Genomic DNA, 8,485 nt, shown 5'->3' with positions numbered 1-8,485 from the left:
CATCTCTGCGATAGCTCATAAAACTTTGGAAACATAGCCACAGAAAAATCATCGATCCCATAAGAAACCATTTTTTATGACGATTGAGCATGGTTTCTGTCCGATCGTCAAGAAACTCAGTTTTTTTTCTGGTTTCAGAAAATCGCTCGGATAATGACGGAACGTTTTCTGAAGGTTGTTGGATTTCTGGAAGCGTTTTAAATCCTTTAGTTTTTTTTAAGGCTTGAGCATTTTTAGTAGAGGAAATTAGTAAAATACAACAGGTAATAAGATTTATAGTTAGAGCATTATATTTGGAAAATAAAAACATTTGTTTTTTAGTTAAAACTGTTTTACTTTTAATTACCAATTAAGACAAATAAATGATTTGCATCTAAAATATAGCAATTTTCGCTGTCTGAAATACACCTTGATAGAGCCAGAGACGCGATGCACGGGGAGGAAGGAGCTTTTAATAATTTGTTGATTTGACCTAACATTCTCATTGTTTAGCTTTTGTTGCTCCTCTTTCCACCTCTAGTTATTTTAGCCAGCGAACTTGTTGAATGTTACTCATCCCTGGTTTTTCTAAGTTTGGCTATAAAAAGCGATCGCTGTACCAGTTAAGATTAGACTACAGCCTAAAACCATAGATGTAGTTATTGGCTCACTTAGTACAATTGCACCCCATAGCATCGCAAATAGGGGAATGAGGTAAGCAACCGTTAGAGATTTACTAACACCAATCTGATTAATCAAACGAAAATAAAGAATATAAGCAAAAGCCGTGGAAAATAAAGCCAAAGCTAAGACTACTAAAATGACAACTGCTGAAGGAAATACCTTGGGTAAGAAAAATGGCGTTATCGGTAATAAGAAGACCGCTGCACTAAGTTGACTTCCTGTCGCCACTACCAAAGATGGGACTCCAGCTAAATTTTGTTTAAGATAAGGGGCAGCGATTGCGTACATTAAAGATGCTGAAAGTCCAGCAACTATTGCCAACACAAAAGACTGGGTAATTGGTATATTCGTCCAACCAACGAGTATTGTCACACCAGCAAAACCAAGAATTAGCCCGAAAAATCGGCTCAATGTCAGCTTTTCTTTAAACCAGAAAAAAGCAATAATCGTACCAAAAAGAGGTACTGTAGCATTAAGAATCGCTGTAAATCCCGCAGGTAAAATGAGTGAAGCAAAAGCAAATAAGAGAAAAGGGATAGCTGAGTTGAGACAACCGACTACAAATAAAGGAATAAAATTTCGGCGAATTTCTGCAAGTAGATTTAACCTAATCGATAGTATTAACAAAGCCAAACCTGCCAACAAAACTCGTAATTCAATCAGCCAAACTGGCCCTAAAATTGGTGCAGCAATCCGCATGAAGAGAAAAGAAGCACCCCAAACCGCAGCCAACAATAATAATTCTAGTAAATCAGATATTTTCATAGATAAATAAATGAAATTGGTAAATAACCGAAATTGGTCAACGAGTCCTGATTCAAGCTCAGGAAATGTTAACCTGTGCAGAACGCATTAGGCAAGAGACATCAGCAGCTATAGGACTAGAAACGGGAAAAGTTCGCTTAGGTAGTTTTCCCAGTGCCTCTGCTCATTTTCTTCCCAAATTTTTGCGCCAATTTCAGCAACGCTATCCTGGTATTGAAGTTATCTTATTTGAAGGAAAAGATGTGCTGGCTAAGAAATGGTTTTCAAAAGACAGTCAATAGAAGCAAAGAACAAAAAGACTATGAGACAAGTCGATCTGCGAAGCGATACAGTTGCTCATCCAACTCCTCAAATGTGGGCTGCAATGTCAAATGCAGAAGTGGGAGATGATTTTTATGGAGAAGATCCAACTGTTAATCAACTGCAAGAGCGAGTTGCTTCCCTTCTGGGTAAGGAAAAAGCATTATTCTTACCGAGTGGTACGATGTCAAACTTGGTCGCTATTGCTGCTCACACCCATCCTGGACAGGAGGTTATCTGCGACTATGACTCACATATTTTTAACTCTGAAATTGGAGTATCTCGCTGGCTGGGCATTCAGTTTCATCCACTTCAAGGACATTGTGGATTGATCGATGCGGATCGGATTAAGGCAGCAATCCGTCATTCTGATAATCTGCAAAAACTTCAAACAGGACTAATTATCTTAGAAAATCCTCATAATCGCGGAGGAGGAACAATTTATGCCCTCAATGAACTGCAATCTATTCGTGATGTTGCACAGCACTACAGTATACCAATGCATTTGGATGGAGCTCGTCTGCTGAATGCAGTGATTGCTAGTGGCATTGCAGCAGACAAAATTTCAGATTATTTTGACTCAGTTTATTTTTGCCTCTCTAAAGGATTAGGTTGTCCAATCGGCTCTGTTCTGGCAGGATCTAATGAATTCATTACAAATGCGATCGATCTGCGTTTAGCTTTAGGCGGAGGTATGTGTCAAGTTGGAATGCTGGCTGCTGCTGGAATTTGGGCTCTAGAACATCATATTGAACGCTTGAGTGAAGATCATAGGCGAGCCAGAGAACTTGCTGTTCAACTCTCCAATTTAGCCATTTTTTCCACTAATGTTGAAACAATTCAAACCAACATCGTATTGTTAGATATATTGCCTGATTCTATTAACGCTGTAGATGTGGTATCAAAGCTTCAGAATTACGGCATTAAAGCTAGCATTTTTGGTCATCGACGACTGCGTTTAGTCACTCATTTGGAAATTGATGATGAAGCGGTTGATTATACCGTGTGTGTATTCAAAATCCTGTCTCAGCAATTTGAGCGTTAATCTTTTTAGGGTAACGCTTATCTAAAAAGCCCTTTTAAAATTAGCTCGCTTGCCATTAGCTATAAGCTAGTTAAAGTAAGATTTGCAAATTGAGAGAATGATTTTTTAGATAAATCCTTCAGTAACATTGGTCACAACTTGAGCTTGAATCACTTTTTTAAGGAGATTTAAATACTTGTACTAAATTAGAAATAACCACCAACAATCTAAACTATATTGTTATAGTCTTCATAAAAATATGTTACGAGGCAAAATTTAGTTATTATGTTCGCTCGTAATTCCCCCTGATGAAATTACCGCAGCTGTCCCTAACTACGAAAATAGCTAATTACTTTTTACTACTGGCGTTAATGACTGTAGGTGTAGTTGGCGGGGTAGCTTATTTTCGGGCAAAAGAAGCCTTGGAACAAGCAGCATTCGATCGCCTTAGCGTAGCAGCAACTCTCAAAGAAGCAGAAATTACTCGTTGGTTTGTAGATCAGAAACGAGATTTTTTACTAACGACACAGATGCCGAATGTTCAAGCTAATTTAGCTGTTTTACTTAATTCCAATCTTGCGGAAGAAAAACAACAGGCATATCAAGTGCTTGCTCAACATCTAAATGAAGTTAATCAAATCAAACCTAACCTCAGAGAAATTTTTATTTTAGATCGCAGTAATAAAATTATTTTCTCCACTAATAAACAGCGTGAGGGAGAATACGAAATCTTAGCCAATGTTACCCCTGTAGAAAAAGTTGAGATTGGAGCTAGCTTTGCACCGATCTTTTATGTTTCTCCTGTAACGGGAAAACCCGCCATCACTTTAGCTAAACCGCTAGAAAACCGCCAGGGTATGATTTTAGTCGATCTCGATCTTGAACGCATAGATCGCATTGTTAGAGAAAAAACAGGTTTAGGTAAAAGTGGAGAAACTTATTTAGTGGGTTCTCTCATTAGTAGAAACAGCTTTATTGCAGGAAAATCCCAGTCCAACCAAACTTTTTCTAATGGCATAAATAGTGCAGGTATCAATGCTGCGATGAATGGTATTAGTGGTTATGGGCTTTATCGCAACTATGCAAATTGTTCTGTTTTGGGAGTTTATCGCTGGCTTAATCAACAGGATATTGCCCTGTTGGTGGAAATTAGCCAGGATGAAGCTTTTGCTCCCGCTCGCAAACTAGCTAGTACTATTGTGTTAGTAGGTTTAGTATCAGTGGTGGGGCTACTTATAGGGGTAAATTGGTTAGCAAGACAACTATCTTTCTCCCGTCAACAGTTAGAAAAATCTAGCCGTCAATTACAACTCAAAGCTCAAGAAGCTGAAGCAGCGAACCAAGCCAAAAGTTTATTTTTAGCTAATATGAGTCATGAGTTAAGAACTCCCCTGAATGCCATACTCGGTTTTTCGCAGTTAATGGCAAGAGATGCAACTATCACCTCAGAACAACAGGAATCATTAGGCATTATTAATCGTAGTGGCGAACATCTGCTTAATTTGATTAATGATGTTTTGGAAATGTCCAAAATTGAAGCAGGAAAAATTACTCTCAATGAAGAATCTTTCGATTTGCACCAACTTCTACAAACAATTGAGGAGATGTTTCAAATTAGAGCCGAAGCCAAAGGACTTTGGTTTAAGTTTATTTTGGCTGATAATCTACCAAAATGCGTAGTTAGTGATGCTCGTAAACTGCGTCAGTTATTGATTAATCTTTTGAGTAATGCTGTGAAATTTACGGAAACTGGGGGAGTAACTTTACGAGCATTTGTTTGTCTTTCGGATCGATTATGGGATGATTGCGCCCAGCTTTGTTTGGAAATATCGGATACAGGTAAAGGTATTGCACCAGAAGAGTTAGATAACCTATTCGATCCTTTTGTGCAAACAGCCTGTGGCATTCAAGCTGAAGGAGGAACAGGGTTAGGATTAGCCATTAGCCGTCAGTTTGCTGAATTAATGGGGGGAACAATTAAGGCAACTAGCACTTTAACCCAAGGCTCTATTTTTACTTTTGATATTCAAATCAAGTTAGCAAACTTATCTCAAATAAAAGTATCATCTCCTACCCAGCAAATCAAACAGCTGGCACCAGGACAACCTAACTATCGTATTGCCGTAGTAGACGATCGAGAAACTAATCGCTTGATGTTGGTAAAGTTATTAAAATCTGTTGGTTTTGAACCCCGTACAGCTAATAATGGTAAAAAAGCGATCGCTTTGTGGCAAGAATGGCAGCCCGATCTAATTTGGATGGATATGCGAATGCCTGTCATGGATGGCTATGAGGCTACTAGGTACATCAAAAATCAACCTCATGGAACAAAAACAATTATCATTGCTTTAACTGCTTCCGCGTTTGAAGAACAAAAACAAAAAGCTATCGAAGCAAGTTGTGACGATCTGGTGAGTAAACCATTTCTCGAACAGATTATTTTCGATAAGTTAACGCAACATTTGGGCGTAAAGTTTATTTATAAAACAGAGTCTCAAGATATTGCTCCTAAAGCAGCCACTAAACCTCTAAAATCTCAAAATTTAAGCTCTTTAACTTTAGAATTAGCTACTGATATTCATCAATCAGCGATCGCTGTAGATGCCGAACAAATTGAAACGCTAATTGCTCAAATTCCCGATACCGAGAGACATATTGCTCAGACAATCTCAGAGATGCTAGCTAATTATGATTATGATGGCATTATCGATTTAACTGAACCATAAGCCTGAAGTCAATCCTCGTTCACTAAATTTTCACTGAATTGAGCAATTATTAATCTAACTCATTGGCGAAGCTCTGTTAAAAACTTCCCTAGTTATTCCCTAGTTGATTACATGATATTAATCGATTAGATGTCATAGAAAAGGGCGATCGTATTATGCGGATTCTAGTAGTTGATGATGATGAAATTTTAGTTGAAATACTCAGACGTTCCCTATCAAATCAACGTCATATAGTGGACATAGCAGAAGATGGTCAACTGGGATGGGAATATGTGCAAACTGGAGAATACGATCTGGTTTTACTAGATGTCAATTTACCCAACATTGATGGGGTGAGTTTATGTGAAAAAATTCGTTTGGAGGGTTATACTACGCCTATTTTGTTGATGACAGCCAAAAATGCCAGTCAAGATCGCATTGTAGGATTAGATGCAGGTGCAGATGATTATCTAATTAAACCCTTAGATTTAGATGAACTTAACGCTAGGGTAAGAGCTTTATCTCGACGAGGAGAAGTATTACAGACCACCATTTTAGACGTTAATGGACTAACCTTAAATCCCAGCAGTTGCGAAGTCAGTTACCAGCAACAACTAATTAAACTGACTGCTAAAGAATACAGTCTTTTGGAATTATTTTTACGTAATCCCGCACGAGTATATAGCAGATCGCAAATCTTAGATAAAATTTGGACATTTGACGATCCTCCCCTAGAAGAAAGCGTCAAAGCACATATCAAAGGATTACGAAGAAAGCTGAAAAAAGCAGGAGTAATAGATTGGATCGAAAATGTTTACGGTATTGGCTATCGTCTCAATCCTCAAGTTGTCGAATCTCCAAAGACTGAAGAAAATCCTAATCAGTCTGTTTCCTCTTCTATAGAACAGGAATTTAATCAGAATATGGAGAAAATGTGGCTTAAATATCAAGATAAAATGATAGAACGCATGAAAATACTAAAAGATGCAGCAGCCACAGTCAAAGAAGCGGAATTATCACCAGATTTACATCATAATGCCAAAAAAGCAGCCCATAAATTAGCGGGAGTTTTAGGTATGTTCTCCAGAGATACGGGAACAGAAATTGCTTGCGAGATAGAAACTTTACTCCAAAACAATCAAGTATTGGATTCTCCACAAAAAGAGCAGTTTATTTCTTTAGTAGCAGATTTAGACAGCTTATTAGCACTGGATGAAACCCTAACTAACAATGATGTAACTGAGACACCGAAGCTATTGTTAATTTCTACTGATACTCAATTGAGTCAAGAATTACAACAGCTAGGAAAAAGCCAAGGCATAGGTTGGCATTCAGTAAAAAACACTGCCTTAGCTAAAACATGGTTGCAAAACAATTCACCATACACAGTGGTAATTGATACCGAAACCATTGCCCAGCAATCAGAATATTTATCTCTAATTACCCAATTAAATGCTCGTACTCCTGCTATACCTGTATTGGTTATTTCGGCTACTGATAGTTTAGAAGATCGCGTTGCTGTAGCTCGTGCTGGTGCTAATAGTTTTTTAGTTAAACCCGTTACTCCGACTATAGTTTGGCAAACTAATAATCAACTATTAGAACACAATCAATCGGAGGTTTCCTCCATTTTAATTGTAGATGACGATCTAGTCTTTCTTGCAGCATTGCGATCGCTTTTAGAGCCGTGGGGAATCAGAGTTACTACTTTAGAAGAGCCTTTACGCTTTTGGGAAGTTCTACAAACAACCCGTCCCGATCTCGTAATTCTCGATGTGGAAATGCCCCAAATTAATGGTATTGAACTTTGCCAGGCTCTCCGTAACGATCCCGATTGGCAAGAATTACCGATTTTATTTCTGACTGCGCGTCGGGATGCACAGACAATTCAGCAAATATTTGAAATAGGAGGTGATGACTATATTTCTAAACCTGTAGTGGGTGTAGAATTAATCGCTAGGATTAACAATCGTTTGGAACGTAGTCGTCTCTTACATAACCTAGCAACTAAAAATCATTTAACAGGATTAAAAAATCGGATTCAAAGCAGTCGTGAGATAGAAACTTTATTACAACAAGCAAAAGAGAATCAGCAACCTTTTTGTTTAGCGGTGTTGAAAATAACTCAACTACAGCACATAAATCTTCAATATGGTCATGGAACAGGCGATCGCGTATTAGTAAAATGGGGTAAAGTAATACAAGCTGCTCTCCGCCATAATGAAGTAACTGGCTATTGGGGAAATGGCGATTTTATTATTGGTATTCCCTATCTAGATAAAACTCAAACCCAAGAACGTTTAAAACAAGTTTTGATTATTCTCAGAAAGCAAATATTTACTTCTATAAAAGGAGAGCGTTTTCAAGCTGTTTTTAACTGTGGAATCGCAGAGTTTTCTAAAGATGGTGACACTTTACACTCTTTATATCAAGCTTGCGTTTAAAACTTAGCCTTGAGCTATTGCTGAATAAAGATTGTCAAGTAACTCACGGTTTTTTTGTGAATCATGCACATTGTAAGCTTGAGCAATCGCACCAGCACTTAGTCGCTCATAATGTTCTGGTGTCTTGAGAAACTCCTGAAGAAATTTTAAAGCTTGATCGGCTAAATTATTGTATGTACTGTCAAGAATATCCCAATGTTCTTGACTGCCTCGTTGAAATGATTTTTTCGTCCAATTTTGGTTTTGATTGACTTCTAGCTCTAGTAAATATCCATTTTGATCGGGGCGAACTATTTCTGGTAATGCACATACATTAGTTGTAATAGCAGGGGTTGCCACTGAAAAACCTTCTATGATGCTAAATCCATAAGTATCATGTAGCGTAGGCATGATTTGAAAATGACTCTTTGATAATAGAGTCAAAACTTCTTGATTTTTTATTTGTTTATGAAAAACAACGTTATTTAAATTTATTAACTCTAAATCTTCTTGATATCTAAATGCATTTGGATGATCTGTATATACTTTAGAGCCATACTTCATTTTTGATACTATATGGAAGATAACTGGAAGTCCATTTTTTT

At 37.6% G+C, this 8,485-nt stretch carries 7 protein-coding genes; 4 read left to right on the top strand and 3 right to left on the bottom strand.

All coding sequences use genetic code 11. The features are described 5' to 3' along the window. Both H1P_RS28560 and H1P_RS28555 read right to left on the bottom strand, forming a co-directional pair. Positions 1 to 310: hypothetical protein (locus H1P_RS28560; protein WP_144874124.1), on the bottom strand; the 310-nt coding region annotated here is incomplete at its 3' end. A gap of 257 nt (positions 311 to 567) precedes the next feature. Next, entirely contained in the window at positions 568 to 1,428 is an 861-nt protein-coding gene (locus tag H1P_RS28555) for a DMT family transporter (RefSeq protein WP_144874122.1), read from the bottom strand. Positions 1,429 to 1,493: 65 nt separating this feature from the next. Between H1P_RS28555 and H1P_RS28550 the strand changes: the two genes are divergently transcribed. From H1P_RS28550 to H1P_RS28535, 4 genes are all read left to right on the top strand, one after another. Next, positions 1,494 to 1,709 (top strand): LysR family transcriptional regulator substrate-binding protein, encoded by a 216-nt coding sequence (locus H1P_RS28550; RefSeq protein ID WP_144874119.1) that lies wholly within the window; start codon positions 1,494 to 1,496, stop codon positions 1,707 to 1,709. 20 nt (positions 1,710 to 1,729) lie between these two features. After that, a complete protein-coding gene (locus H1P_RS28545) occupies positions 1,730 to 2,773 on the top strand; it encodes a threonine aldolase family protein (RefSeq protein WP_144874117.1) in 1,044 nt (347 codons plus the stop codon). Between the two features lie 287 nt (positions 2,774 to 3,060). Then, the gene (locus H1P_RS28540; RefSeq protein WP_144874115.1) at positions 3,061 to 5,478 is read left to right on the top strand and encodes a hybrid sensor histidine kinase/response regulator; all 2,418 of its coding nucleotides are present in this window, start codon (positions 3,061 to 3,063) and stop codon (positions 5,476 to 5,478) included. Between the two features lie 155 nt (positions 5,479 to 5,633). Next, complete coding sequence (locus H1P_RS28535) at positions 5,634 to 7,901, top strand: response regulator (protein WP_144874113.1); 2,268 nt, start codon at positions 5,634 to 5,636, stop codon at positions 7,899 to 7,901. 3 nt (positions 7,902 to 7,904) lie between these two features. Here the strand turns inward: H1P_RS28535 and H1P_RS28530 are convergent. Beyond that, a partial coding sequence (locus H1P_RS28530; protein ID WP_222427292.1) for a glycosyltransferase occupies positions 7,905 to 8,485 on the bottom strand: 581 nt, incomplete at its 5' end.

Origin of the sequence: Hyella patelloides LEGE 07179 (assembly GCF_900659865.1) — a bacterium.
In the GTDB taxonomy this organism is placed as follows: Bacteria; Cyanobacteriota; Cyanobacteriia; order Cyanobacteriales; family Xenococcaceae; genus Hyella; species Hyella patelloides.
Note: the sequence above shows the minus strand (reverse complement) of the source record. Positions and strands in the feature narration are given on the sequence as shown.

Excerpts from the sequence above, each read along its gene's own strand:
- H1P_RS28545 (WP_144874117.1), top strand. The coding sequence starts at position 1,730 with ATGAGACAAGTCGATCTGCGAAGCGATACAGTTGCTCATCCAACTCCT.
- H1P_RS28540 (WP_144874115.1), top strand. The coding sequence starts at position 3,061 with ATGAAATTACCGCAGCTGTCCCTAACTACGAAAATAGCTAATTACTTT.
- H1P_RS28555 (WP_144874122.1), bottom strand. The coding sequence starts at position 1,428 with ATGAAAATATCTGATTTACTAGAATTATTATTGTTGGCTGCGGTTTGG.
- H1P_RS28535 (WP_144874113.1), top strand. The coding sequence starts at position 5,634 with ATGCGGATTCTAGTAGTTGATGATGATGAAATTTTAGTTGAAATACTC.
- H1P_RS28550 (WP_144874119.1), top strand. The coding sequence starts at position 1,494 with ATGTTAACCTGTGCAGAACGCATTAGGCAAGAGACATCAGCAGCTATA.